Genomic DNA, 24,539 nt, shown 5'->3' on the forward strand with positions numbered 1-24,539 from the left:
CCTTCCGCTGCAGAACCGCTCTGCGGATGGCCTTTTGTCCGTTCAGACGCTGATGGGAAGTCCCTGCAGCTGCGAGATGCCCTGGCGAATGAGATGCTGCTTGCGCTTGGGAACGGGGAGCATATGGTTCAAGGCAGGACCGTCGCCGAAGTATACGGCATTGTCCGTCAAATAGGTGATCTTGGCTACGTTAACGTAGCAGTCCGAGGAGATCCGTACGAAAAGCGCGTCTCTCGTCAAAGCCTCAGCCTGCTCGGCCGTCATGCGCTTCTTAATCGTATAGTTGCGGCCGTGACAACAAATTTGCCCTTGGGCGCCGATGCGGAAGAAGTAGCAATCGTTGCGCGGTTCGAACTGCTCGTATAAATTCATCGCTGCATCCATCTTTTCGTATCCCCCTGTCATCGAAAGTTTGGGTGGTAGCGCTTTCATTATAACGCATGGGGCTTTGTCTTGGCTATAGTTATTTTGTGAAATTGCACATGATTTTTTGGATTTTTTCACGTGGGATTTTTGAGCCGGCCGAAAGGCGGATCTGCATGCGGGAAAAAAGTCGAATGCCGCCTTTTTATGACGAAGCCTTCAGCGCGGGGGTCTATGGCGCTTCTGCACGCGTCCCGAGGACAGAGCGGCTAGCCGGATTTGCATTCCTGATGTGCTATACTGGAAAAAGCAAAATTTTCAAATGGACGACTGACGGGGAGCGAAGGAAAATGGAAGATTTGCGGTATCCGATCGGCGAGTTTGCTTTTGAAGGAGACATCTCCTTCGAACAGCGCAGGCAGTGGATCCAGGAGATCGCGTCGCTGCCGGACCTGTTGTCCGAAGCGGTGCGCGGGCTAAGCGATGCGCAGCTGGATACGCCTTACCGGGAAGGCGGATGGAAGGTCCGGCAGGTCGTACACCATGTCGGCGACAGCCATATGAACAGTCTGACGCGTTTTAAACTGGCGCTCACCGAAGAGCGGCCGACGATCAAGCCTTACGAGGAGAGCCTGTGGGCGGAGCTGGCCGACTCGCGCGACTTGCCGATCGCGCCGTCGCTCGCGCTGATTGCGGCCGTGCATGTGCGTTGGACGGCGCTGCTCGCTTCGCTTTCGGACGAGCAGTTCGCGCGCGAGTTTTACCATCCGGGGAGCGGAGAGATGACGCGGCTCGATCGTTGTCTGGGGATGTACGTATGGCATGGCAAGCACCATACCGCGCATATCGAGCGGCTCAGGGATCGTATGGGCTGGTGAGCTTGCTGCGGCGCTTTTGATTCGATCGGCGACCGATGGACGGCGTACCAACCCGGTCCCTCAAGGGGCGGGTTTGTTCGCGTGCCCCCGATTCGGGTAAAATGGTAACTTGAGGTGCAAAACGACTGTCTGACCGCGCCGCCCCCGCGGCAGCGACAAGGGTCGAATCGGACAAGGAGCGCGCAGGATGGGAAGCGACTGGCTGTTTGCATTGCTGGATATGATTCTGATCAACATCGTCCTTAGCGGCGACAACGCGGTCGTCATCGCGATGGCGAGCAAAAATTTAGATCCGGTGTATCAGAAAAAAGCGATATTTTGGGGAACGTTCGGTGCGGTGGGATTGCGGATCGTGCTGACGTTCGCTGCGGTCACGCTGCTGCGGATTCCGCTCGTACAGGCTTGCGGTGGACTGCTGCTGCTGTTCATCGCATGGAAGCTGCTGAACGAGGAATCCCACGATGAGGAGATCGAAGCGAAGTCGACGCTCGGCGGGGCGATCCGTACGATCATCATCGCCGATCTGGTCATGAGCCTCGACAATGTAGTGGCCGTCGCGGGCGCGGCGCACGGCAATCTCATGCTTATCGTCATCGGCCTTGCGATCAGCGTGCCGCTGATCATCTGGTGCAGCCAATTTCTGACCAAGCTGATGACGCGGTTCCCGCCGCTCGTATGGTTCGGTGCCGGGCTGCTCGGTTATTCCGCTGGCGAGATGCTGTCCGGCGATCCATGGATCGGCGATTATATCGACGAGGCCGCCCCTGCGCTGCCGGAGGTTCTGCCGATCCTGCTGGGCGTCCTGTTTCTTGCCTACGGCGCGCTTTCGTTTTGGCGTGCGCGCAGGGTCTGGCGCCATAGACATTAATTTTAAGCTCGGCGAACACGTTTAAGGGAGACATTCGAAGATGGCAATCGATCAGAGCAGCATGCGGGAATGGGGCAAGATGCTGCTGACATACAAGTTCGCACTCGACGAAGTCAGCACGAAGCTGAACATTTTGAACGAGGAACTGCACTTCATTCAGAACTACAATCCGATCGAGCATATGAAAACGCGGATCAAGTCTCCCGAGAGCATTCGGGACAAGCTGATCCGCAAAGGGCTCGCGGTGACGATCGACAACGCGATCAACCATATTCGGGACATATCGGGCATCCGGGTCATCTGCTCTTTTTCCACCGATATTTATCAAATGTACGAGATGATCAGCAAGCAGCAGGACGTCACCGTGCTCGAAGTCAAAGACTACGTCGCGAATCCGAAGCCCAACGGCTATCAAAGCCTGCACCTGATCATTCTCGTGCCGGTGTTCCTGACCGACCGGATGGAGCAGGTGCCCGTCGAGATCCAGATCCGCACGATCGCGATGGACTTCTGGGCGAGCCTCGAGCACAAGATCTATTACAAATTCAACGCGCGGGTGCCTCACGAGATCGGACTGCAGCTGAAGGATACGGCGGACCTTATCGCTTCCCTGGACAAGCGCATGTTCTCGCTGAACGAAGAGGTGCAAAAATACCGCTCGGACGAATAGCCGGAAGTAGACGCGTGAAAGCGTTACTATGCGTTACTATAATGAAGGAAAAAAAGGAGCTACCCCGTCCGTCAGGAGACTGACTGAGGGGCAGCTCCTTTATTTTTTCGGCTATTGCATGGCCTGATCTGCGTTTAACGCAGGCGATAATAGCGCAGTTTTTGAGCTAATATCGGTCATCCCGCTGACGGCGGCGAGCGAGTGGTAGTTGTGCAGGCGATAATAACGCAATTTTGAACTAATATCGAGCATCACGATGACGGCGGGGGAGCGAGTGATAGAGTGCAGGCGATAATAGCGCATTTTTGAGCTAAAATCGGGCATCATTGGCGGCGGGAAAGCGAGCGTGTGGGTTAGCGAGGGAATTGGCGAACTGGCGGCGGCGTGAAGTCCAGAATAGCGCGTTTGTGCTAGCAACTGGCCTCCCGTTGGCGGGCGAGCGGGAGGCCATGCATCCAGTAGGCGAACCGACTAGGTCCGTCAACATTATTCGCTGCAGGCGTCAATCCTCGCGCGTGACGTCCGTCATCAAGCGACCTACGAGCTCGTCGAAGCGGGCGAGCAGCCCCTCCTTGACGGGCGGCTCTGCGAAAGCGGCCTGCAGCGCGCCGCGCATCAACTTCGCCAGCTCGGCGGGCGTGAATCCGAATCGCGTCGCGATCGCTTCGCATTCGCGGGTCATATCGGTACCGGACACGGTCGGATTGTCCGTGTTGACGGTGACGTACACACCGGCATCGTAGTAGCTGCGAATCGGGTAATCGTCCCACGACTCAACCGCCTTCGTCTGTATATTGCTTGTCGGGCACAGCTCGAGCGGGATGCGTCGTTCGCGGATCCACGCGAGCAGCCCGGGGTCCTCCCTCAGCCGGATGCCATGGCCGATGCGCGTCGCGCCGAGCTCTTCCACGGCTTCGCGGACATTAAAGGGGCCGGCCGCTTCGCCGGCATGGATCGTAATCGGGATGCCCGCTTCGCGCGCGGCGGCGAACGTGCCCCGGAATTTTTCCGCGGGGTGGGAGGCTTCGTCTCCGGCCAGGTCGACGGCCACGACGCCATGGCCTTGCCGTGCAATCGCAGCGCGGATAACGGGGAGATTAATGCTATCGTCCTGGTGCCGCATGCAGATCACGATGAGACGCGCGACGACGCCATAAGCCGCTTCTCCCCGCCGCAGACCCTCGAGCACGGCGTCGATGGCGCCAACGGGCGTAAGGCCTTCGTTCGTATGCAGCGCGGGCGCGAACCGGACTTCGATATATAGGCAATTGCGTGCGGCCGACTGCTCGACCGTCTCCTCGGCGACGCGTTTAAGGGCTTCGGCATCCTGCAGCAGCGGGAGGACGAAGTCGAACTTCCCCAAATAAGTTTTCAGGCTGTCGCAATCCGCGTCCACTTGCATGTAAGGCAGCAGATCCTCTGCCCGGCGGGCCGGCAGTGGATAACCGCGTTCCGCAGCAAGCTCCAGCAGCGTAGCAGGCGTTACGCATCCGTCCAGATGCAAATGCAGATCCGCCTTCGGCAGCGCCTCAAGCCAGTTGTCCATCCCGATCTCTCCTGTCGTCTAATCTCTAATTGCGCCTTAGCGCGTCAGCTTCGCATAAACGGCGTCCGCATACTGTTCGTAGGCGTCTTGCTGGGTCCAGCCTCGTTCGTTCATCATCAGCCGATAGCGCAGCCGTTTTTCCGACAGTTCGCCTTTTAACTTCGCCGCCTGCTCGGGATCCCGGCATGCTGAGAGCAGGTCGGAAAGCGAGACGAGATCCTTGCGAATCTGCAGCTCTTCGGGCAAGGCTCCGGCATTTTTAAGCAGCTTGTAGGAGAGGCGAAGCTCTTCGGGAACGCCAGCCAAGTCGTCTTCGGGAAGCGGCTTGCCTTGCCCGGACAGCCCTGCGAACTGTCCCGATTTTTCCGCATCGCGTATTTTTTGCTCGGCAATGGAGACAATCCAATTCATCTGCTCACCGTCCTTTGCTTGTGTTATTATAGCATTGTATCACGGGTTAAACGGTTGATTGAAGTGTTTGCGCGATGGGGCGGGTTGATTCTGTCAATTTTATTGACATGGGCCTGACTTATTAACCCTTTAAAGCCGAGTGGATTAGATGAGATTTGTCATTTTGTACGATCGCACGACACAGAAAGCAGCCGGATTCACAAAGTCGGGGCGCGGGTAAAAGGTATTTTCAATTGGGTCTGGCGTTTGTGTGATTAATGGGTTATAAAAGATAACAGGACATTCGTTCAAGACGGAATGCAAAAAGGTTCACAAAGGATGGTCGAACGTTGAGAGTTTATATGAATCATGACGGCGGCGGCGACGATTTTGTCGCGCTGCTCCTGCTGCTTCGCATGCCGAGTATTGAATTGACCGGCGTCTCGGTCATCGGGGCAGACGGGTATCTGGAGCCTTCCGTGCAGGCCAGCCGGAAGATTATCGACAGGTTCGGCGGCGAGCCGCGCGATGGGCTGGACGTGTCCCGCTCCGATTCCCGCGGCAAAAATCCGTTTCCCGCTGCATGGCGTATCATGTCGTATTACGTGGACGCATTTCCGATTCTGAACGAAGCGGAGACCATCCTGACGCCGATCTCGGACAAGCCGGCATATCGGCATCTGATCGACAGCGTGCGTGCAGGCGAAGGCAAGACAACGCTCGTGTTCACGGGTCCTCTCACGGACCTTGCGCGTGCGCTTGACATCGCGCCGGATATCGAAGAGCGAATCGAACGCGTCGTCTGGATGGGAGGCACTTTCTTGCCGAAGGGCAACGTCGAGGAGCCCGAGCATGACGGCACGGCCGAGTGGAATGCGTTCTGGGATCCCGAGGGTACGGCGCGCGTATGGGCCAGCGGTCTTCGGATCGATATGGTCGCGCTGGAGAGCACGAACCAGGTGCCGCTCACGCTGGAGGCCAGAGATGCATGGGCCAAGCTCCGGAGGCACGAGGCGATCGACTTCGTTGGACAATGCTATGCGCTTGTGCCGCCGCTCATTTTCCATGCAACGAATTCGACTTATTATTTATGGGACGTGCTCACCGCCGCTTACGTGGGCAAACCCGACCTGGTCAAGGTCAAGACGGTCAACAGCATCGTCAGAACCGACGGTATGGCGCAGGGACGTACGGAGCTGTCGGAAGGCGGCAGGCCGGTCAACCTGATCTACGACGTCGATCGCGACGGATTTTTCGCTTATATGACCGAATTGCTGAAGTAAGATTAATTTTGGCTACCGCGGCTCGCGGACCCGTTTCGCCGGCGCCTGCAGCGGCTATCGGATCGGCCCGCTTGCCGTAGATGCAAATACAAGTATGAGAGACGGGGAGAGAATCAAGCATGAAAAAGAGCACGATGAAGCCGCTTAGCCTGATGCTGGTCGCCATGGTGGCAATGCTGTTGGTGCTGTCCGGCTGCGGAAGCAAGAACAACAACAATGAAAGCGCAGCGTCCCCTAGCGCAAGCGCGCCGGCCTCCGAGTCCGCGAGCCCGAGCGCATCCGCTTCCGCAAGTGCGTCGGCTTCGGCCTCCGAATCCGCAGCTCCGAGCGAATCCATCGCGCCTGCCGACGGCAAAGGCAAAAAAGTCGGCATGGTTACCGACCTCGGCGGCGTAAACGACAAGTCGTTTAACCAACAAGCCTGGGAAGCCCTGCAGAAGATCAAGACGGATACGGGCGCGGAAACCAAGTACCTCGAGTCCAAGAAGGACAGCGACTACATTCCTTACCTGACGAAATTCGTCAAGGACGGCTACGATCTGACTTGGGGCATCGGCTTCCTGTTCGCCGAAGCGGCTACTACTGTAGCCAAAGCCAACCCTGAAGCCAAGCTCGCCCTGATCGACACGACGCCGACCGAGGCGTTGCCGAACGTCGAGTCCGTCCTGTTCAAGGAAAACGAAGGCTCGTTCCTCGTCGGCGTCGTCGCAGGTCTGACGACGAAAACGAACAAGATCGGTTTTGTCGGCGGCATGGAGCTGCCGGTCATCAAGAAGTTCGAAGCGGGCTTCAAAGCCGGCGTTGCGGCCGTTAATCCTAAAGCGACGATCGAAGTCAACTATGTCGGCGACTTCAGCAAGCCGGACCAAGGCAAGCTGGCTGCGGCTACGATGTACGACGGCGGCGCCGACATCATCTTCCACGCTGCAGGCGGTTCCGGCAACGGCGTCTTCAACGAAGCGAAGGATCGCTTTAAAGCCGGCAAAAAAGTATGGGTTATTGGCGTTGACAAGGATCAATCGATCGAGTTCGGCAACGACGTGACGCTGACTTCGATGGTCAAGAAAGTCGACGAAGCCGTTTACCGCGTCTCCAACGAACTGCTCGCCGGCAACTTCAAGGGCGGCCAGACGGTCGAGCTCGGCTTGGCCGAAGGCGGCGTAGGCTTGCCTGTGAACAATCCGAACGTGTCCCAGGACATCCTCGACAAGGTCGAAGATTACAAGAACAAGATCATCAGCGGAGAAATCAAGGTTCCGACGGAATAATTCCGCGCTGCACGGAATCTCCGCAAGGGCAAGGCCGCTTTCGCGAGCCTTGTCCTTTCTTCCGTTTTAACGCTTTTGATATGGGGACAGGAGCTGATAACAGATGGAGCAAGCGGTACCGGTGGTCGAGCTTAGAGGCATTACGAAGCGTTTTCCCGGCATCGTCGCGAACGACGCCATCAGTCTGGAGCTGCGCAAGGGCGAGATCCATGCCTTGCTCGGGGAAAACGGGGCCGGCAAATCGACGCTGATGAGCATTCTATTCGGTCTGTATCAGCCGGACGAGGGCGAGATTCGCGTAGGCGGCAAGCCGGAGACAATCGACGGTCCGGGCAAGGCGATCGAGCTCGGAATCGGCATGGTTCACCAGCACTTCAAGCTGGTCCAGCCGTTTACGGTCGCGGAGAATATCGTGCTCGGCATCGAGCCTTCCAAGGGGCTATCCATCAATTATCGTCAAGCGAACGCCAAGGTGAAGGAACTGTCCGAAAGGTACGGCCTTATGGTCGATCCCACCGTCAAGGTCGAGAATATCACGGTAGGCATGCAGCAGCGGGTCGAGATTTTGAAAACCCTTTATCGCGGCGCCGAGATTTTGATTTTCGACGAACCGACGGCAGTATTAACTGTGCAGGAGATTCATGAGCTGATGCAGATTTTGAAGCGGCTGGCCGGGGAAGGCAAGTCCATCATCCTCATCACGCACAAGCTTAAGGAGATCATGGAAGTTTCCGACCGGGTGACGATCATCCGGCGAGGCAAGGTCGTCGGTACCGTGAATACGGCGGAAACAAGCGAGAGCGAGCTCGCGGAAAAAATGGTCGGCAGGCGCGTGTCTCTCGACAAACCGAAGGAAGCCGCGAAGCCCGGCGCGCTCGTACTTGAGCTGTCCGGCGTGACGGTCGCGGGCGCCGATAAAGGGAAGCCGGTCGTCGAAGGCGTCTCGTTCAACATTCGTGCAGGCGAGATCGTGGGCATCGCCGGCGTCGACGGCAACGGACAGCACGAGTTGGTGGAAGCGCTCACGGGCATGCGGCCGGTGCAAGATGGCAGCATACGCCTGAACGGCAGGGACATCACGCAGGATTCAATTAAAGACCGCATCAAAGCGGGAATGTCGAACATCCCCGAGGACCGCCAGAAGCACGGACTCGTGCTCGATTTTAGCGTCAGCGAAAATTTAATCCTGGGATCCCCCGAGCAAGACCGTTTTTTTAAGGGCGGCTTCCTGAACAAATCCGAAATCGACCGGCACGCAACGAAGCTGATCGAAGCTTACGACGTGCGGACGCCGGATATTCATAACAAAACCCGCTCTCTCTCCGGCGGCAATCAGCAGAAGGCGATCATTGCGCGCGAGATGGAACGCGATCCGCAGCTGCTCATCGCCGTTCAACCGACGCGGGGTCTCGACATCGGCGCGATCTCGTTCGTCCACGATCGGCTGCTGCAGGCGAGAGCCGAAGGCAAGGCGGTGCTGCTGATCTCCTATGAGCTGGACGAGCTTCACCGGCTGTCCGACCGGATTCAGGTCATTTTCGACGGGCGCATCATGGGCGAGGTCGATCCCGAGAAGGCCGGGGACGACGAGATCGGTCTTATGATGGCGGGCAAAATGCAGGCTGGCAAAGGAGCGTCGGCATGAACAAAGCGGCTGAAATCTTTAATAAACCATCCACTTATATTCCATTTATCGCGATCGTGCTCGGTCTGCTGTGCGGCGGGATCGTCATGTGGATCGGCGGATACAATCCATTCGAAGCCTATGGCGCGCTTTGGAAGACGGTATTCGGCACCAAGTACGACTTCGGAGAGACGATCGTTGCGATCACGCCGATTTTGTTCACGGGCCTTGCCGTCGGCTTCGCCTTCCGGACGGGCATCTTCAACATCGGGGCGGACGGACAATACATCATCGGCATGACGGCGGCGACGTTCATCGGACTCAAGGTGCACTTGCCCGCCTTCATCCATGCGCCGCTGGCGCTGATCGTCGGCATGCTGTGCGGTGCGCTCTGGGGCGCCCTGGTCGGGTGGCTCAAGGCTTACCGCGGCGTGAACGAGGTCATTTCGGCAATCATGCTGAACTGGATCGCATTGTATCTGTCCAACTACATTCTTCGCGACTTTCTCGTCAAGAAAGGCGAGCAGAAAACGCCGAACATCGACGAGACCGCATCGCTCTCGATCGGCTGGCTCAAGGACTTCATGGAGGGCGCGCGGATGGACTGGGGCATCTGGATCGGCCTGCTGTGCGTCGTCATTTTCTACGTGCTGCTGTGGCGTACGAAGCAGGGCTACGAGCTGCGCGCCGTCGGGCACAACGCCGATGCCGCCAAAGCCGCGGGCATCAACATCAAAGCCAGCTTCATCAAGACCATGATGATCTCCGGCGCGTTCGCCGGACTCGGCGGCGTATTCTCGGTGCTCGGCGTCTTCCACTATCAGGTCGTGCAGGCAGCGTCCGCGGGCTACGGCTTCGACGGCATCGCCGTCGCGCTGCTCGGCGGCAATCACCCGGTCGGCATCCTGCTCGGCGCCATCCTGTTCGGCGGTCTCACCTACGGCTCGGCCGGGATGAACTTCGAAGCCGACGTGCCGTCCGAGATCGTCCGCATCGTCATCGGCAGCATTATCTTCTTCGTCGCCTCCCACGGATTGATCCGCACCGTGATTCAGCCATTGTTCAAAAAGCGCAAATCGCGCGAGCGGAAAGGAGCTGACATGAATGGGAACGTTGGCTGATCTGATCAGTTCCACGCTTGTATTTTCCGTCGCGCTCATTTTTGCCGCGCTCGGCGGCGTGTTCAGCGAACGCTCGGGCGTGTTCAACATCGGCCTCGAGGGCATGATGACGGCAGGGGCATTCGGCGCGGCCATCGCCAGCTATTACATGGAGACGGACGGCGGTGCGACGACGTCCTCGCCCTGGGTCGGCTTGATCGCCGGCGTCGCTTGCGGTCTCGTATTCGCGCTTCTTCACGCCTACGCCACCGTGTCGCTGAAGGCCGATCAGACGATTGTCGGCGTCGTCATCAACATTTTGGCGGTTGCCGTGACGCTGTATCTCGTCAAGATCATTTTCGAAGGTGCGGGGGATACCGCTCAGCTGCAGAACGTATTCGCCAAGTGGCCGATTCCGCTGCTGTCCGACATTCCGTTCATTGGCAGAGCGTTTTTTAACAGCTATCCGACGACGTACCTGGCGTACATCCTCGTGCCGCTCAGCTCTTACCTGCTGTTCAAGACGCCGTTCGGGCTTCGCCTGCGCTCCGTCGGCGAACACCCGGGCGCAGCCGACACGGTCGGCATTAACGTCACCAAGTACCGCTACATCGGCGTGCTGATCAGCGGCGCGCTCGCCGGTCTCGGCGGCGCCACGATCACGCTCACGACGACGAGCAATTTCTCCCACAGTACGATCTCGGGCCAAGGCTTTATCGCGATCGCGGCGCTGATCTTCGGCCGCTGGAACCCGTACGGCGTATTCGGCGCCGCATTCTTCTTCGGCATGGCGCAGGCGCTTCGAAATTTCCTGACCCGGTTCGAATTTTCCCAGTCGATTCCGACCGAGTTCCTCTACATGCTGCCTTACGTGCTGACCCTGATCGTCCTCGCCGGCGCGGTCGGCAAGTCGGTTCGCGGGCCGGCGGCGGCCGGAGAGGCATACGATCCGTCGAAGCGCTAGTTGTTCCGCACCCCGCCAAGCCGCTCGTATCCAATCGGATGCGGCGGCTTTTTTGTTGATCGATGCAAAAATCAGGTATAATCGGCAATAACGACTGCATGACTTTTCGAATATAAGCTAGGAGCGTACACCGAATGATCAATCGCAAGGTTACTCCGTCGGAGAGCGGCAAGCGCCTGCACCGCTTTCTCCGCAATCTGCTGCCGAATATCCCCCTCGGCCAAATTTACAAGATGATCGACTCGGGCAAGGTCCGGGTAAACGGAAAGCGCAAAAAGCAGGACTACGAACTGGCTGCCGGCGACGAGCTGGCGATCTATATGGAAGAGGAGCAATATAATGAGGCTTCGATCGGACAGCAGAAGACGAAGTACGTCGGCGTCAACGCCGATATTCATGTCGTCTTCGAGGACGATCAGCTGCTCGTCGCGCTGAAGCCCGCTGGCATGCTCACGCATCCGGATCAGACAGATCAAAGGGATACGCTGATCAATCGCGTGCATGCGTACTTGTACCGCAAAGGGGAGCTCGATAGCCCGCTGTTCATGCCTGCGACGGCCAACCGGCTCGACCGCAACACGAGCGGCCTCGTGCTCGTCGGCAAGACGGCGGGGATGCTGCATCAGCTTAACCAGTGGATCCAGAAGCACGAACTGCAGAAGTATTATGTGACGATCGTCGAAGGCCGGCTCGAAGGCGAGGGCGAGCTGACGGACGAGCTCGTGCGCGACGAGAAGCGCAATCGCACGCGGGTTGCCTCGGCAGCGGGGGGGACCGACGAAAAGCGGCTGTCCGCGACGACAAGATACCGGGCGCTTTCCCAGGGGGACGGCTACAGTCTCGTCGAGATCGAGCTCGTCAGCGGGCGCACGCATCAGATCCGCACGCACTTCCAGAGCATCGGCCATCCGCTGCTCGGAGACGTAAAGTACGGCGGCAAAATTTACGCGGGAATCAATCATCAGCTATTGCACGCCTGGCGGGTCGTGCTGCCTGACGGACGCGAATTCCGCGCGCCGGCTCCGCCGATTTTGAAGCGAACGGCGGATAAGCTTCGGCTCGAGGGGATCTAAGGCAATGGACGAACGTATGCTGCTCACGCTCGTTCAAGCGGACGAAGAGATGATGTCGGAGCTGCGTGCCGTTAGCTCGCTTAGATTGCCAGACTGGTGGATCGCCGCCGGATTTGTGCGGAGCAAGCTGTGGGACGTCCTGTCCGGCACGACTTCGCGCACGCGCCTGCCGGATGTCGACGTAATCTACTTCGACGCCGCCGATCCGGACGAGTCAATCGAAAAGCAATATGAGGCGGAGCTTCGCAGGCGCATGCCGAACGTACCGTGGTCCGTGAAAAACCAGGCGCGCATGCATGCCGTTAACGACAGATCGCCTTACCGGTCTTCGCTTGACGCCGTCGCGAACTATCCGGAAACAGCCACGGCGCTGGCCTTGACGTTGGATGACGCGGGCCTGCCAATGCTCGGCGCGCCGCATGGACTTGCAGACGCCGTCGCCATGCGGATCGCGCCGACGCCGGCATTCGCGGCGGATCCAGCGCTTCAGGCAATCTTCGAGCGCAGAATCGATGCCAAGCGATGGGATCGGATATGGCCTGGCGTCAGCTACGAGAGGCGATTGCAAAGCAATCAACGTGTCGAAAGGATTGACGCAGGAGAAGCGAGAGTCGTGCCTGACTAGAAACAATCGAGCGCACTTGTTGCTGGAGAGGATAGCGCTGTTCCTGACCAGGAACAACCGGACGCCTTGGCGCAAGAGAAGCAAGAGTTGTTCCTGACCAGGGACGCTTATCCGCATTAGTTGCATCGTAAGCGAAAAAAAGAAGCCGCCTCCGCCGACCTTTGGGTCTGCGGAAGGGCGGCTTCTTTTCCTGTTAAAACAAAAACTTGTCCGGATCCGCGCCGAACCGTTGATCGCGGTTGAGGTCGTCGATGAGCGCCATCTCGTCGGCGCTCAGTTCGAAGTCGAATACGTTCGCGTTCTCCGCAATCCGAGCCGGCGTCACCGACTTGGGGATCGTGACGACGCCGTGCTGGATGTCCCAGCGCAGCACGACCTGGGCAGGCGATTTGCCGTGTTTCGCGCCGATCTCGCGCAGCGCCTCGTGATCGAGGTTGCCCTGCATGAGCGGGCTCCAGGCCTCGAGCTGGATGCGGTTTTCCAGACAGTAGCGCCGAAGATCTCGCTGGGACAGCAGCGGATGATATTCCACCTGATTGACCATCGGGACGAGGTCGCTATGCCGCTTAAGCTCTTCCAGGTGACGGATGTTGAGGTTGCTGACGCCGACCGCCTTCACGCGTCCGTCCGCATACAGCTTTTCGAATGCGCGCCAAGTGTCGACGAACTTGTCGGTGCCGGGCCAGTGAATGAGGAGCAGGTCGACGTGCTCAAGGCCAAGGCGCTCAAGCGACGCGTCATAGGCGGCGAGCGTCTTGTCGTAGCCCTGATCGTCATTCCAGATTTTCGTCGTAACGAATAGCTCCGAACGAGGGACGCCGCCTTCGCGAATCGCCTGCCCGACGCCCGCTTCGTTTTTATAGATCGCCGCCGTATCGATGCTGCGGTAGCCGACGTCAAGCGCGGCCCGTACGGCCGAGACGACCTGCGCATCGTTGTCCATTTTCCAGACGCCAAGTCCCAGCCAAGGCATGCGTACGCCATTGTGCAGCGCGGTGCCGGATTGAAGAGATTGAGTCATAGCGAGAGCCTCCAGTCGAGTAAGTAATGGGTTTGTATGGTCTTCAGATCAGAAGGTCCAGCCATTCATCCATCGTGACAGCTCCAAAATAGAAGGTCAAGTCCACGCCCTCGAACGCGGCCGCGAGCGACTCACGGTCGTATCGAAGCCCCTGCAGCATCTCGGTCACGTCGCCGATCTCGCCTCGTCCGAAGAAGTCGCCATACACGGCAGCTTCCGAGATGCGGCCTTCCTGCACGTCCATGCGAATATCGAAGGTGCCGGCCGGCAGGCGCTTATGCTGCCGGACGTTAAATGCCGGCGACAGGCCATAGTTCCAATCCCAGCTCCGGTACCGCCGATCGGCGAGCTGGCGCACGGCTTCCCAATCGGCTTCAGTCAGCCGAAGCTGCGGAATCTCGGAAGCGCCGCCGAAGATGGAGGCGAGGATGCGGCTTCTGAATTGTTCGATCGTCATCGGTTCCGCCAGAAACTCCGAGATGTTGGCAACGCGCGCGCGGATGGACTTGGTCGCCTTCGATTCGAACTTGAGCGGGTTGGGCTTCAGCGCGGCCGATACGTCCTCCATGTGGGAATCGAACAGCAGCGTGCCGTGGCAGAACATCCGTCCGCCGGTCGCGAACATCGCGTTGCCCGATATTTTGCGCTCGCCGACTTGAATGTCGTTGCGGCCGGACAGCTCTGCATCGACGCCCATGTCGCGCAGCGCCTTGACGACAGGCTCGGTGAACTTGCGGAAGTTGTGGAACGAATTGCCGTCGTCCTGGGTGATAAAGCTAAAATTCAGATTGCCGAGATCATGGTAAACCGCGCCGCCGCCGGACAGTCTGCGTACGACGTCGATACTGTGCGCCTCGGTGTACGCCGAATTGACTTCTTCGGCGGTGTTCTGGTTTTTGCCGATAATAATGGAAGGCTTGTTGATGTAAAAAAGCAGAATCGGCTCGTCGCCGGACAGCCTGCGAAGGGTGTATTCCTCGAGAGCCAGATTAAGTGCGGGATCGTTGCCGCCGCCGTTGTCGATAAAAAGCAATGCCGTCTGCCTCCCGTCGAATGTGCATCCTCTTTATTTTATGCCATTTGAGACTTGCGGACAAACTTGCTTTGGTTCATATTGAATTCATAATTGAAGGATAGGGTAGGGGTATCCTTTTGTTCAAAAGCAACAACCTAGGAATCGGGAGAGGATGACGTCCATGTTAAAGTTGTTCAGACTGCTTGCGCCGTACCGGGCCCTCGTCGTCCTGGTCATGGCGCTGATCCTGCTGCAGTCGCTGTCCGAGCTGTACCTGCCGACCTTGATGGCGGACATCGTCGACGAAGGCATCGTCAAGCGCGGCGGAGATACCGCTTATATCTTGCGGATCGGCGGTTTTATGCTCGCCGTCGCGCTTGTCGGCACCGGCGTATCGATCCTGGCGAGCTACTACTCATCGCGCATCTCGGCTGGCTTCGGCCGGCTTGTCCGCGGCAAAGTGTTCTCGCGCGTGGAGCAGTATTCACTGCAGGAATTCGACAAGATCGGTACCGCCTCGCTGATCACGCGAACGACCAACGACATCAATCAGGTGCAGCAGGTGCTCATGATGATGCTGCGCATGATGGTCATGGCGCCGATGATGAGCATCGGCGGCATCATCATGGCCGTGTCCAAAGACGCCCGGCTGTCGCTCGTACTCGTCGTGGCGATTCCCGTGCTCGTCCTGACGATCGTTCTGGTCGCGCGCAAAGGCATCCCTTTGTTCAGGGTCATTCAGAAAAAGCTCGACAAGCTGAATCTCGTGCTTCGCGAGGGGCTGACGGGCATCCGCGTCATCCGGTCGTTCGGACGGATCGGCCATGAGCAGGCGCGCTTCGTCGAAGCGAACCGGGATTTAACCGAGACATCGGTCAAGGTCAACCAGATCATGGCCGTCCTCTGGCCGCTTATGATGCTGATCATGAACTTTTCGAGCGTCGCGATCATCTGGTTCGGCGGTCTGCGGGTCAGTCACGGCCATATGGAAGTCGGCGACCTGATGGCGTTCCTGCAATACGCGATGCAAATTATGTTCTCGATGCTGATGCTGTCGATGATGTTCGTCATGGTGCCGCGCGCGTCGGCTTCGGCCGTCCGCATCAACGAAGTGCTGGATATGTCGCCCGTCGTAAACGACGCGCCGCATGTACGCGTCGGCCGTACGGAGCAGCGCGGCGTCGTCGAGTTCGACGATGTCACTTTCAGCTATCCGGGCGCGGAGCAGCCGGCGCTGAAGAACGTCAGCTTCCGGGCGGAACCGGGAGAGGTGACGGCGATCATCGGCGGCACGGGCTCGGGCAAGTCGACGCTCGTCAATCTGATCCCCCGCTTCTACGACGTGGATTCGGGCAGCGTACGGATCGGCGGCACCGACGTTCGAGAGCGTCCGCAAGCGGATCTTCGTTTGCAAATCGGCCTCGTGCCGCAAAAAGCGGTGCTTTTCACGGGATCGATCGCGGACAATATCCGCTACGGCAAGGAGGACGCCACCGACGAGGAGCTGCGCCACGCCGCAGAGGTCGCGCAAGCGGCCGACTTCATCTCGGGGATGGAAGGCGGATTCGAGGCGCATATCGCACAGGGCGGGACCAACGTATCGGGCGGTCAGAAGCAGCGGCTCTCGATCGCCCGCGCGCTCGTGCGAAGGCCGGATATTTATATTTTCGACGACAGCTTCTCGGCGCTCGATTTCAAGACGGATGCCAAGCTCCGGGCTGCGCTCAAGAGCGAGACGACGGAGGCGACCGTCCTGATCGTCGCGCAGCGCGTTAGCACGGTCATGGACGCCGACCGGATCATCGTGCTCGAGGACGGCGAGATCGCCGCCGTCGGCACGCACAAGGAACTGCTGCAATCGAGCGAGATCTATAAAGAGATCGTGTCTTCGCAGCTGACGGAGGAGGAGATCGCATGAGTCAGCAACCAGGCGCAGGCAGGGGCGGACCTCCGCGGCAGGGCGGCGGACCGGGAGGACCAGGCGGTCCGGGTCCTTTCGGCGGCCATCCGGGCGGCAGGCCCGGTATGCCGGTACAGAAGGCCAAAGATTTCAAGGGGACGTTCCGCAGGCTGGTCGGCTATTTGATGCCATTCCGCTACACGTTGATTACGGTGTTCGCCGCGGCGATCGTCAGCACGATTTTTTCCATTTTGAGCCCCAAGATTCTCGGGCATGCGACGACGAAACTGTTCGCGGGCATCATGGGGAAAATGAACGGCGATCCGAACGCTGCGATCGACTGGCACGGCATCGAGCTGATCATCGCTTGGCTGATTGGATTGTACGTGCTCAGCGCCATCTTCAGCTATATCCAGCAATATTTGATGGCAGGCGTTGCTCAGCGCACCGTCTACAAGCTGCGCAACGACGTTAATGAAAAGCTCGCCAGACTGCCGCTCAAATTTTTCGACTCGCGCACGCACGGGGAGATCTTGAGCCGCGTCGTCAACGACGTGGACAATATCAGCAACACACTGCAGCAGAGCTTGACGCAGCTGATAACGTCCGTCGTCACGATCGTCGGCGTTATCGTCATGATGCTGACGATCAGTCCGCTGCTGACGGTCATTGTGCTGCTGACGCTGCCGCTGAGCTTCCTGGTCATCAAGGCGATCGCCGGCAAGTCGCAGGGCTACTTCATCGGCCAGCAAAAAAACTTGGGCGAGCTGAACGGACATGTCGAAGAGATGTTCACCGGGCATCAGGTCGTCAAAGCGTACGGACATGAACGGAAGGCGGTAGAGAAGTTCGAGGGTATCAATGACCGGCTGTACGATGCCGGCTGGCGCGCGCAGTTCGTATCGGGCATTATGATGCCGCTCATGAGCTTTATCGGCAATATCGGCTACGTGGCGATCAGCGTCGTGGGCGGCGTGCTCGTCACGCGGCAGGCGATTAATATTGGGGACATTCAGGCTTTCATTCAATACGCGCGGCAATTTACGATGCCGATCACCCAGACCGCCAATATTGCCAACATCATTCAGTCGACGATCGCCTCGGCCGAGCGGGTGTTCGAGCTGCTCGACGAGAGCGAGGAGAAGCCTGAGGAAAACAAGGAACTCGAACCTTCCCGCGTGGCCGGACATGTTGCCTTCAAACACGTTGATTTCAGTTACAAAGACGACGCGCCGCTCATCGCGGACATGAACATCGACGTGAAGGCGGGGCAGACCGTGGCCATCGTCGGACCGACCGGCGCGGGCAAGACGACGCTCGTCAATCTGCTCATGCGCTTCTACGAGGTGAACAGCGGAACGATCACGGTTGACGGTACCGACATTTCCAAGCTGAAGCGCGGCAATTTGCGGAGTTTGTTCGGCATGGTGCTGCAGGACACATGGCTGTTCGGAGGTACGATTCGCGACAACATCGCCTACGGACGAGAAGGCGCGACCGAGGCGGAAGTGGTGGATGCCGCGAAGGCCGCGTTCGCGGATCATTTCATCCGCACGCTGCCCGAGGGGTACGACACTGTCCTCAACGAGGAAGCCTCCAACCTGTCGCAGGGACAAAGGCAATTGCTTACGATCGCCCGTGCTATTTTGGCGGATCCCGCGATTCTGATCCTCGACGAAGCGACGAGCAGCGTCGATACGCGTACCGAGGCCAACATTCAGACGGCGATGAACCGCCTCATGCAGGGCCGTACGAGCTTTGTCATCGCGCACCGGCTGTCGACGATCCGGGAGGCCGATTTGATTCTTGTCATGAACAAGGGAACCGTGATCGAGCAGGGTACGCACGAAGAGCTGCTCGCCGACGGCGGATTTTACGCGGATCTGTACAACAGCCAGTTTTCCGGCGGCAAATTTTCGGAGGATGCGAGTTAAAAGGAGGTTTTATCCAAAATTCAGTATTTGTTCATGGTCCATTCATTTGCCCGTGATACCTTGCTCATAGGACATGGGAGGAGATGGTTGGGGTATGAACAAAAAATGGACGATGCTCGCAGGGGTGGCGTTATCCGTTGCTTTGCTGGCGGGTTGCGGCTCCAAAGCTGAAAACAACGGGGCAGCTGCTGCGGCGGGTGCCGGCGATCAATCGGGCGGTGCCGCAGCTGGTGATCAGGGTGGGGCCGGGCAGAACGGCGGCTTCGGCGGCATGCAGGCGATGGGAACGCTCGGCAAGATCAAGAGCGTTAACGGCAATACGATCACGATCTATAAGTCTTCGTTCCAGCCGGGACAAGGCGGCGGCCGGATGGGCGGCAACCGCCAAGGTTCCGGCCAGAACTCGGGCGACGGCGCCTCGTCAAGCGGCGACGCGCAGCCGCCGAGCGGCAATCCGCCTCAGGGTGCGGACGGTCAGGCGGGCGGACAGGCCGGACAAGGCGGTCAGGGCGGCCCAGGCGGCCAAGGCGGTCAGCGTCCCGATATGGCGAACATGTTCACCGAAGAGACCGAGGACATCACGGTTACGGATGCGACGAAGATTTACAAGACCGAGATGAAGGACGGCCAGCGGACCGAGACGGAGATCGCGATCGGCGATCTGAAGGCGGACGACGTCATTACCGTAACGCTTAAGGAAGGCACGCAGGAGGCCGAATCGATCCGGCTTGGCGGCTTTGGCGGCGGTTTCGGCGGCATGCGCGGAGGGCAGGGACAAGGACAGGGACAAGGCCAGGGCCAAACGCCGGCGGACGGCCAGCAGGCTGCAACGGGCGCCTGATCGAATTTAATTTCAGCGCGAAATGGACCGCATTTCTGTACAAAAAGACAGAGATGCGGTTTATTTGCGTTTATTTAAGTTTATTTATGTCGCATTCCTAACTTTAACTTGTCCGATGATGGTGATAAACTGAAAACATTGGCGTTTTGAATTGTATGGGGGAGAGTGGTTATCGATGAAAAAGCTGCTTGAGGAGTTGTCCCGCGAAAAAATCGTGGCGATCATCCGGGGCATCGACGAAGCGAACGGCGACCGGACGGCGAAGGCGCTGGCGGATGGGGGGATCGTGTTCCTGGAGGTTACGCTCAATACGGACGGCGCCCTCGGGATGATCTCCCGTTTCCGCGAAGGCTATGCCGGCAAGCTTCGGATCGGCGCCGGCACGGTGCTGGATATCGGGCAAGCCAAAGAAGCAGTGGCGGCGGGTGCCGAGTATCTCATCTCGCCGAACCTGGACGAAGAGATCGTCTATTACGGCGCCGAGAACGGCATCGAGGTGTGGCCGGGCACGATGACGCCGACCGAGATCGTCAAGGCGTACAAGGCAGGCGCGTCGGCCGTCAAGGTTTTTCCTTTCGCTTCGCTTGGCGCGGGTTACCTCAAGGAAATCAGGGCGCCGCTGAACCATATCCCGATGATCGCGACAGGCGGCGTTAACCTGGGCAACATTCAATCCGTATTTGATGCAGGCGCCGTCGCGGTCGGCTTGGGCGGCAATCTCGTCGACAAGCAATTGATCGCCGAAGGCCGGTTCGAAGAACTGACGGCACGCGCACGCGCGTTCGCCGACGCCGTACGCACAGGAGCGGGAGCATGAGCGCGAACTGGGCGGACGTCGTCACGATCGGCGAGAGCATGGTGCTGATGCAGCCCATCCACGACGGACCGCTGGCCTACGCGCCGCTGTTCACGCGTTCTGTCGCCGGCGCGGAATCGAACGTCGCGATCGGACTGTCGCGCATGGGACTTAAGGTACGTTGGATCAGTCGTCTCGGCAAGGATCCGTTCGGCGACCTGATCCAGTCGACACTGGCGGGCGAAGGCGTGGACACAAGCCTCGCCGAACGCGACGACAGTCATCCGACGGCGATCTACTTCAAAGAATTCAAGGGCTACGGCGATCCCAACGTATATTATTACCGCAAAGGCTCTGCCGCGAGCACGCTGACGCAGGAGCATATCCGACCGGAGTGGTTTGCGAATGCCGGCCATCTTCATGTGACGGGCATCACGCCGGCGCTCAGCCACAGTGCGGAAAACGCCGTTCGCGCAGCCATGATCGCCGCCCGCAACGCAGGCCTTTCCGTCTCCTTCGATCCGAACCTGCGCCGCAAGCTCTGGTCCGAGGAAAAGGCGCGCCAGACGCTGCTGTCTCTGATTCCGCTCTGCGACGTGTTCTTGCCGGGCCTCGAGGAGGCCGAGTTTTTGCTCGGGACGAAGAGCGAGGCCGAGTACGGTACCGACTTTATGGGCATGGGGCCGAAAACGGTCGTGCTCAAGCTTGGCGAGCAGGGCTCGATCGCCTTTTCCTCGCAGGCCGCGGTCATGGCTGAGCCGCATGTGGTGAAGCGCGTTATCGATACGGTGGGGGCGGGAGATGCCTTCGCGGCTGGTTTCTTGTCCGCTTGGCTGGAGAACGAACGTCAAAGCGACAGCGAGTATCTCAAGGCCGCGCTCGAGCGGGCCAATCTGCTCGGCGCACTGGCAACGCAGTTCAAAGGCGACTGGGAAGGCATGCCCCGCCGCGAGGAAATGCTCCGTCTGCTTGGCGGAGGCAGCGAAGTAACGCGTTAAAGAAGACAGTCCGTTTATCCGTTTAATAGAAGAAGTAGCGATGCGCAGCATCGCTATTTCTCTGGGCGCGGTGTTGCTGCCGGCCAATTATCCATTCGTGAGACCAATAACTCCCCAATAACGCTACAGGACTAAATAACGATGCGAGACATCGCTATTCCCCCAAATGCGGCTCGCGGCACGAAATAACGATGCGAGACATCGCTATTCCCCAAAAATGCGGCTCGCGTCACGAAATTACGATAGTGCAGTCCATTTTCCTGACAAAAACGCTGTTTACTGTGAAATAACGTATTCGATGTCCGCGCTGCTGCGAAGGTGGCGAAATTGAAGCCGGCTCGGGCCTGATACGCCTGACCAACGGCGAGTGTCGCCGTTTTTTTATTCGTACAGCTGCCTAAACTTCTCCGGTGGCAGCCCGGTCCTGCGCCTGAAGGTAGCGACGAAATGGCTCGTATCGCGAAATCCCGCCAGCGTCGCAATCCGCGAAACGGTCTCTTGCGGGCGGCCGATCAACATTTCCTTTGCTTTGCGGATCCGCAGGTCGATGAGGTAGTTGTAGGGAGACTGGCCGAACGCCCGTCTGAAAAGCTCGTTCATCGTGCTGGGCGGCATCCCGAGCACCGAGCGCATGTCGCTCAGCCCGGCGTTCGGATCGGCATAATGCCTTTCCATCCATTCGATTAGCGGGCGCAGCCGCTCCGAGGCGCGGTCCGCCGAGTCCTGCCTGCCCGACCTGCCGTGCCGCCGGATCGTCAGCAGAAAACGGTAAGCATCCGCGGATGCCTCCAGACCGAACGGATCGGCATCGGCTTCGATCCGATCGAGCATTTTCTCCAAAAAGTCAGACAGCGGAGATTCGTGCTCCCAGCGAATCGGCGCCGGCTCAAGGAGGCCGAGCGCGATCAGCATCGTCGCCGCCGCGCTTCCGCCAAACGTCAAGTAAGCGGTCTCCCATTGGTCGGAGACAGGTTCATACGCATGCGGCGCTTCCGGCGGCACCAAAATGCCCGATCCGGCAGGGATATTATATTTACGGTCGTCGACGGCAAATATGCCTTCTCCGCTGAGCGTTTGCAGCCAGTGGTAATACGGGTAACCGGTGGGACGGGCAATTTTGCCCGCTTCACGCACCGTTCCGATCGTCTCGACGAAAAGCGGAAGCCGGCCCGTCCGGCCGGAGGGAATCGCAAATCTTTTATACGTCCGCATGATGCGTACACTTCCTTGTTGTTTTATTATATCGAATCGGGAGATCATTATATTTAGTAAGACATTAGACTGCGATAATATGAAGATATAATTATATAGTAAGGATGTGCGCACACATGATCAACGATAAGTTGCCGAAAATTTGGTATGGCGGAGACTATAATCCGGAGCAATGGGATGCGGAAACGTGGGCCGAGGATGATCGCATGTTCAAGATTGCCGGCATCGACGTGGCGACCGTCAATGTTTTTTCCTGGGCGTTGATGCAGCCGGACGAACATACCTACGACTTCACCTGGCTGGACGAGACGATCGACCGGCTCTACAGAAACGGCATATACGTCTGTCTGGCGACGGGCACCGGCGCGCATCCGGCATGGATGGCACGCAAATATCCGGAGGTCACGCGGGTCGACTATCAGGGGCGCAAGCGTAAATTCGGCGGCAGGCACAATTCCAATCCGAACAGCCAGGTTTACCGGCAATTCGCCAAGACGATTGCGGGCAAGCTCGCAGAGCGTTACAAGGACCATCCGGCCGTACTGATCTGGCACGTATCCAACGAATACGGCGGCTACGATTACAGCGAGCAGTCGGAGGCGGCTTTCCGGGAGTGGCTGAAGGCGCGCTACGGCACGCTCGATGCGCTCAACAAGGCTTGGAACACGCGTTTTTGGGGGCACACGTTTTACGACTGGGAAGAAATCGTGCTGCCGAATGCGCTGAGCGAGGAGTGGGACGGCAACCGGACGAATTTCCAGGGGATTTCCCTCGATTTTCGCCGCTTCATGTCCGACAGCCTGCTCGATTGCTATCGCATCGAATACGACGAGATCAAGAAGCATACGCCTCACCTGCCTGTTACGACGAATCTGATGGGGCTGTACCCCGAGCTGGATTACTTTAAATGGGCGCCTTACCTGGATATCGTTTCCTGGGACAACTATCCTTCGCTCGATACGCCGGTCAGCCTGACCGCGATGACGCACGACCTGATGCGCGGCCTGCGACAAGGGCAGCCCTTTATGCTGATGGAGCAAACGCCGAGCCAGCAAAACTGGCAGCCGGTCAATTCGCTGAAGCGCCCTGGCGTCATGCGTTTGTGGAGCTACCAGGCGGTCGCGCGCGGGGCGGATACCGTCATGTTCTTCCAGCTTCGACGTTCGATCGGAGCTTGCGAGAAGTACCACGGCGCCGTCATCGAGCATGTCGGACATGAGCGCACGCGCGTATTTCGCGAATGTGCGGAGCTTGGCGCGGAGCTTGGACGGCTCGGCGACAAGCTGCTAGACGCCAGAAGCGGCGCTCGCGTGGCGATTTTGTTCGACTGGGAAAATCGCTGGGCGCTCGATCTGTCAAGCGGTCCGACCGTACATTTGAAGTATGTCGAAGAAGTGCATAAGTATTACGCCGCCTTGTTCAAGCAGCATATTCCCGTCGACATGATCGGCGTGGAGGACGACCTGTCCGCGTACGACATCGTTATCGCCCCGGTACTCTATATGGTGAAGCCAGGCTTCGCCAAACGGGCCGAAGCGTTCACGGCTGCAGGCGGCACGTTCGTAACGACGTTCTTCAGCGGCATCGTCAACGAGAACGACATCGTCACGGTCGGCGGCTATCCGGGAGAACTTCGCAAGCTGCTCGGCATATGGGCGGAGGAGATCGACGCGCTCTTCCCGGATACGAAAAATACGATCGTCGTCAAGGATGGCGGCCAAGGCCGATTGTCAGGCAGCTACGAATGCGGCATTTTATGCGATTTGATACATGCCGAAAGCGCGCAGGTTATTGCCGAGTACGGTCGCGATTTTTACGCGGGCATGCCAAGCGTGACGGTAAACCGTTTTGGAGAAGGGGAAGCCTGGTATGTCGCATCGAGCCCTGAAGCTTCCTTCCTGGAGGATCTGCTCGGACAGTTGTGCGAGGACAGAGGGATTATGCCGCTCGTCAGCGCGCCGGCCGGCGTCGAGGCGACCGTGCGCGTCAAAGGCGAGGAACGCTACATGTTCCTGCTGAATCACGCTTCGGAGCCCGCTATCGTCAAGTTCGACGTGTCCGGCACCGATCTCTTGACGGGGGCGGCAGCGCCGGGGAGTTTGGAGGTGCCCGCGCGCGGTGTCGCGATCATTGCCGCTAGAAGCTGAGCGGAGCGCGAACCGTTTACGGC

General features: G+C 58.7%; 23 protein-coding genes. 16 read left to right on the plus strand and 7 right to left on the minus strand.

From position 1 onward, the window contains the following. Positions 1-42: 42 nt before the first annotated feature. Positions 43-384, minus strand: coding sequence for a LytTR family DNA-binding domain-containing protein (locus tag KB449_RS09980; protein WP_282908237.1), 342 nt, complete (start codon positions 382-384; stop codon positions 43-45). A gap of 329 nt (positions 385-713) precedes the next feature. On the opposite strand from KB449_RS09980, the gene KB449_RS09985 reads away from it, so the two are divergent. The 3 genes from KB449_RS09985 (at position 714) to KB449_RS09995 (ending at position 2,779) form a co-directional block, all read left to right on the plus strand. Next, positions 714-1,241 carry a YfiT family bacillithiol transferase gene (locus KB449_RS09985; RefSeq protein ID WP_282908238.1) on the plus strand — a complete coding sequence of 176 codons (528 nt, stop codon included), beginning with the start codon at positions 714-716 and terminating at the stop codon, positions 1,239-1,241. 187 nt (positions 1,242-1,428) lie between these two features. Next, a complete protein-coding gene (locus tag KB449_RS09990; RefSeq protein WP_282908239.1) occupies positions 1,429-2,109 on the plus strand; it encodes a TerC family protein in 681 nt (226 codons plus the stop codon). 46 nt (positions 2,110-2,155) lie between these two features. Further along, on the plus strand, positions 2,156-2,779 hold the full coding sequence (locus tag KB449_RS09995; RefSeq protein WP_282912780.1) for a GTP pyrophosphokinase: 624 nt from the start codon (positions 2,156-2,158) through the stop codon (positions 2,777-2,779). 111 nt (positions 2,780-2,890) lie between these two features. On the opposite strand, the gene KB449_RS10000 is transcribed toward KB449_RS09995, so the two are convergent. The 3 genes from KB449_RS10000 to KB449_RS10010 all read right to left on the minus strand — a co-directional run bounded on the left by KB449_RS10000 (position 2,891) and on the right by KB449_RS10010 (position 4,736). Then, positions 2,891-3,196 carry a hypothetical protein gene (locus KB449_RS10000; RefSeq protein ID WP_282908240.1) on the minus strand — a complete coding sequence of 102 codons (306 nt, stop codon included), beginning with the start codon at positions 3,194-3,196 and terminating at the stop codon, positions 2,891-2,893. Between the two features lie 85 nt (positions 3,197-3,281). Beyond that, positions 3,282-4,325: an adenosine deaminase gene (add, locus tag KB449_RS10005; RefSeq protein ID WP_282908241.1), complete on the minus strand. Its 1,044-nt coding sequence runs from the start codon at positions 4,323-4,325 to the stop codon at positions 3,282-3,284. 36 nt (positions 4,326-4,361) lie between these two features. Continuing rightward, complete coding sequence (locus KB449_RS10010; RefSeq protein ID WP_282908242.1) at positions 4,362-4,736, minus strand: DnaJ family domain-containing protein; 375 nt, start codon at positions 4,734-4,736, stop codon at positions 4,362-4,364. Positions 4,737-5,077: 341 nt separating this feature from the next. Between KB449_RS10010 and KB449_RS10015 the strand changes: the two genes are divergently transcribed. The 7 genes from KB449_RS10015 (at position 5,078) to KB449_RS10045 (ending at position 12,652) form a co-directional block, all read left to right on the plus strand. Then, positions 5,078-5,998, plus strand: coding sequence for a nucleoside hydrolase (locus tag KB449_RS10015; protein ID WP_282912781.1), 921 nt, complete (start codon positions 5,078-5,080; stop codon positions 5,996-5,998). Between the two features lie 119 nt (positions 5,999-6,117). Continuing rightward, positions 6,118-7,266, plus strand: coding sequence for a BMP family lipoprotein (locus tag KB449_RS10020; RefSeq protein WP_282908243.1), 1,149 nt, complete (start codon positions 6,118-6,120; stop codon positions 7,264-7,266). A 103-nt stretch (positions 7,267-7,369) separates the two neighbouring features. Then, positions 7,370-8,911 carry an ABC transporter ATP-binding protein gene (locus tag KB449_RS10025; protein WP_282908244.1) on the plus strand — a complete coding sequence of 514 codons (1,542 nt, stop codon included), beginning with the start codon at positions 7,370-7,372 and terminating at the stop codon, positions 8,909-8,911. Next, entirely contained in the window at positions 8,908-10,011 is a 1,104-nt protein-coding gene (locus KB449_RS10030; protein WP_282908245.1) for an ABC transporter permease, read from the plus strand. The genes KB449_RS10025 and KB449_RS10030 overlap by 4 nt, the downstream gene beginning before the upstream one ends. Continuing rightward, the gene (locus tag KB449_RS10035; protein WP_282908246.1) at positions 9,995-10,954 is read left to right on the plus strand and encodes an ABC transporter permease; all 960 of its coding nucleotides are present in this window, start codon (positions 9,995-9,997) and stop codon (positions 10,952-10,954) included. Before KB449_RS10030 ends, KB449_RS10035 begins: the two co-directional genes overlap by 17 nt. Positions 10,955-11,088: 134 nt before the next feature. Beyond that, entirely contained in the window at positions 11,089-12,027 is a 939-nt protein-coding gene (locus KB449_RS10040; RefSeq protein ID WP_282908247.1) for an RluA family pseudouridine synthase, read from the plus strand. A 4-nt stretch (positions 12,028-12,031) separates the two neighbouring features. Continuing rightward, on the plus strand, positions 12,032-12,652 hold the full coding sequence (locus KB449_RS10045; protein WP_282908248.1) for a nucleotidyltransferase family protein: 621 nt from the start codon (positions 12,032-12,034) through the stop codon (positions 12,650-12,652). Positions 12,653-12,845: 193 nt separating this feature from the next. Here KB449_RS10045 and KB449_RS10050 read toward each other — a convergent pair whose 3' ends face one another. Continuing rightward, on the minus strand, positions 12,846-13,673 hold the full coding sequence (locus KB449_RS10050) for an aldo/keto reductase (protein ID WP_282908249.1): 828 nt from the start codon (positions 13,671-13,673) through the stop codon (positions 12,846-12,848). Positions 13,674-13,716: 43 nt separating this feature from the next. Further along, positions 13,717-14,706, minus strand: a complete 990-nt coding sequence (lplA, locus tag KB449_RS10055; RefSeq protein WP_282908250.1) for a lipoate--protein ligase — start codon at positions 14,704-14,706, stop codon at positions 13,717-13,719. A gap of 163 nt (positions 14,707-14,869) precedes the next feature. Between lplA and KB449_RS10060 the strand changes: the two genes are divergently transcribed. The 5 genes from KB449_RS10060 (at position 14,870) to KB449_RS10080 (ending at position 21,157) form a co-directional block, all read left to right on the plus strand. Then, positions 14,870-16,606: an ABC transporter ATP-binding protein gene (locus KB449_RS10060; protein WP_282908251.1), complete on the plus strand. Its 1,737-nt coding sequence runs from the start codon at positions 14,870-14,872 to the stop codon at positions 16,604-16,606. After that, positions 16,603-18,522, plus strand: coding sequence for an ABC transporter ATP-binding protein (locus KB449_RS10065; protein ID WP_282908252.1), 1,920 nt, complete (start codon positions 16,603-16,605; stop codon positions 18,520-18,522). Before KB449_RS10060 ends, KB449_RS10065 begins: the two co-directional genes overlap by 4 nt. Before the next feature lie 94 nt (positions 18,523-18,616). Next, positions 18,617-19,363 (plus strand): hypothetical protein, encoded by a 747-nt coding sequence (locus KB449_RS10070; RefSeq protein WP_282908253.1) that lies wholly within the window; start codon positions 18,617-18,619, stop codon positions 19,361-19,363. Between the two features lie 175 nt (positions 19,364-19,538). Beyond that, positions 19,539-20,180 carry a bifunctional 4-hydroxy-2-oxoglutarate aldolase/2-dehydro-3-deoxy-phosphogluconate aldolase gene (locus tag KB449_RS10075; protein WP_282908254.1) on the plus strand — a complete coding sequence of 214 codons (642 nt, stop codon included), beginning with the start codon at positions 19,539-19,541 and terminating at the stop codon, positions 20,178-20,180. Next, positions 20,177-21,157, plus strand: coding sequence for a sugar kinase (locus KB449_RS10080; protein ID WP_282908255.1), 981 nt, complete (start codon positions 20,177-20,179; stop codon positions 21,155-21,157). The genes KB449_RS10075 and KB449_RS10080 overlap by 4 nt, the downstream gene beginning before the upstream one ends. Positions 21,158-21,538: 381 nt before the next feature. On the opposite strand, the gene KB449_RS10085 is transcribed toward KB449_RS10080, so the two are convergent. Further along, positions 21,539-22,369, minus strand: coding sequence for an AraC family transcriptional regulator (locus KB449_RS10085; protein ID WP_282908256.1), 831 nt, complete (start codon positions 22,367-22,369; stop codon positions 21,539-21,541). A 116-nt stretch (positions 22,370-22,485) separates the two neighbouring features. On the opposite strand from KB449_RS10085, the gene KB449_RS10090 reads away from it, so the two are divergent. Next, a complete protein-coding gene (locus KB449_RS10090; RefSeq protein WP_282908257.1) occupies positions 22,486-24,516 on the plus strand; it encodes a beta-galactosidase in 2,031 nt (676 codons plus the stop codon). The last annotated feature ends 23 nt before the right edge of the window (positions 24,517-24,539 follow it).

This window comes from Cohnella hashimotonis (assembly GCF_030014955.1).
Lineage (GTDB): Bacteria > Bacillota > Bacilli > Paenibacillales > Paenibacillaceae > Cohnella > Cohnella hashimotonis.

What these genes read in the sequence shown, in the direction of transcription:
- KB449_RS09980 (WP_282908237.1), bottom strand. Translation starts at nt 384, where the DNA reads ATGGATGCAGCGATGAATTTATACGAGCAGTTCGAACCGCGCAACGAT.
- KB449_RS09985 (WP_282908238.1), top strand. Translation starts at nt 714, where the DNA reads ATGGAAGATTTGCGGTATCCGATCGGCGAGTTTGCTTTTGAAGGAGAC.
- KB449_RS09990 (WP_282908239.1), top strand. Translation starts at nt 1,429, where the DNA reads ATGGGAAGCGACTGGCTGTTTGCATTGCTGGATATGATTCTGATCAAC.
- add (WP_282908241.1), bottom strand. Translation starts at nt 4,325, where the DNA reads ATGGACAACTGGCTTGAGGCGCTGCCGAAGGCGGATCTGCATTTGCAT.
- KB449_RS10010 (WP_282908242.1), bottom strand. Translation starts at nt 4,736, where the DNA reads ATGAATTGGATTGTCTCCATTGCCGAGCAAAAAATACGCGATGCGGAA.
- KB449_RS10015 (WP_282912781.1), top strand. Translation starts at nt 5,078, where the DNA reads ATGAATCATGACGGCGGCGGCGACGATTTTGTCGCGCTGCTCCTGCTG.
- KB449_RS10020 (WP_282908243.1), top strand. Translation starts at nt 6,118, where the DNA reads ATGAAAAAGAGCACGATGAAGCCGCTTAGCCTGATGCTGGTCGCCATG.
- KB449_RS10025 (WP_282908244.1), top strand. Translation starts at nt 7,370, where the DNA reads ATGGAGCAAGCGGTACCGGTGGTCGAGCTTAGAGGCATTACGAAGCGT.
- KB449_RS10030 (WP_282908245.1), top strand. Translation starts at nt 8,908, where the DNA reads ATGAACAAAGCGGCTGAAATCTTTAATAAACCATCCACTTATATTCCA.
- KB449_RS10035 (WP_282908246.1), top strand. Translation starts at nt 9,995, where the DNA reads ATGGGAACGTTGGCTGATCTGATCAGTTCCACGCTTGTATTTTCCGTC.
- KB449_RS10040 (WP_282908247.1), top strand. Translation starts at nt 11,089, where the DNA reads ATGATCAATCGCAAGGTTACTCCGTCGGAGAGCGGCAAGCGCCTGCAC.
- KB449_RS10045 (WP_282908248.1), top strand. Translation starts at nt 12,032, where the DNA reads ATGGACGAACGTATGCTGCTCACGCTCGTTCAAGCGGACGAAGAGATG.
- KB449_RS10050 (WP_282908249.1), bottom strand. Translation starts at nt 13,673, where the DNA reads ATGACTCAATCTCTTCAATCCGGCACCGCGCTGCACAATGGCGTACGC.
- KB449_RS10060 (WP_282908251.1), top strand. Translation starts at nt 14,870, where the DNA reads ATGTTAAAGTTGTTCAGACTGCTTGCGCCGTACCGGGCCCTCGTCGTC.
- KB449_RS10065 (WP_282908252.1), top strand. Translation starts at nt 16,603, where the DNA reads ATGAGTCAGCAACCAGGCGCAGGCAGGGGCGGACCTCCGCGGCAGGGC.
- KB449_RS10070 (WP_282908253.1), top strand. Translation starts at nt 18,617, where the DNA reads ATGAACAAAAAATGGACGATGCTCGCAGGGGTGGCGTTATCCGTTGCT.
- KB449_RS10075 (WP_282908254.1), top strand. Translation starts at nt 19,539, where the DNA reads ATGAAAAAGCTGCTTGAGGAGTTGTCCCGCGAAAAAATCGTGGCGATC.
- KB449_RS10080 (WP_282908255.1), top strand. Translation starts at nt 20,177, where the DNA reads ATGAGCGCGAACTGGGCGGACGTCGTCACGATCGGCGAGAGCATGGTG.
- KB449_RS10085 (WP_282908256.1), bottom strand. Translation starts at nt 22,369, where the DNA reads ATGCGGACGTATAAAAGATTTGCGATTCCCTCCGGCCGGACGGGCCGG.
- KB449_RS10090 (WP_282908257.1), top strand. Translation starts at nt 22,486, where the DNA reads ATGATCAACGATAAGTTGCCGAAAATTTGGTATGGCGGAGACTATAAT.